Here is a 277-nt window from a genome sequence, read left to right as displayed (position 1 = left end):
CCGCGAAGTTGCACAGCACTGTGTTGCCGGGAAACCAGCAGTGGCACCTCATGGCTGGAAGACCAGCTCCCCTCCCTCCGTTCCGGAGGCGTTGAGCGCGCTCTTCCGGGGAGCTGCCGCCGGGTCGAGTACCTCGCGGAGCCTGTCGACATCCTGCCCGGTGTGGGCCGCCAGCGGCCGCAGGGTGGTCTCCCCTGCCCGGTATGCCTCGTACAGCAGCCGGGCGGGACGCATGGGCAGCCGCTTGCCCCTCGACCATGCCGTGCGCGCCTCGAAC

Annotated in this window: 1 pseudogene; it reads right to left on the bottom strand. The window is 70.4% G+C overall.

Annotated elements, in window-relative coordinates:
* Nucleotides 1-48: 48 nt before the first annotated feature.
* Nucleotides 49-277, bottom strand: a pseudogene (locus ACSNOK_RS34095) (hypothetical protein); the annotation flags it as partial.

It is taken from the genome of Streptomyces sp. URMC 126 (assembly GCF_051386555.1).
GTDB lineage: Bacteria > Actinomycetota > Actinomycetes > Streptomycetales > Streptomycetaceae > Streptomyces.
The sequence above is the reverse complement of the archived record's forward strand: the minus strand, read 5'-3'. Positions and strand labels throughout refer to the sequence as shown.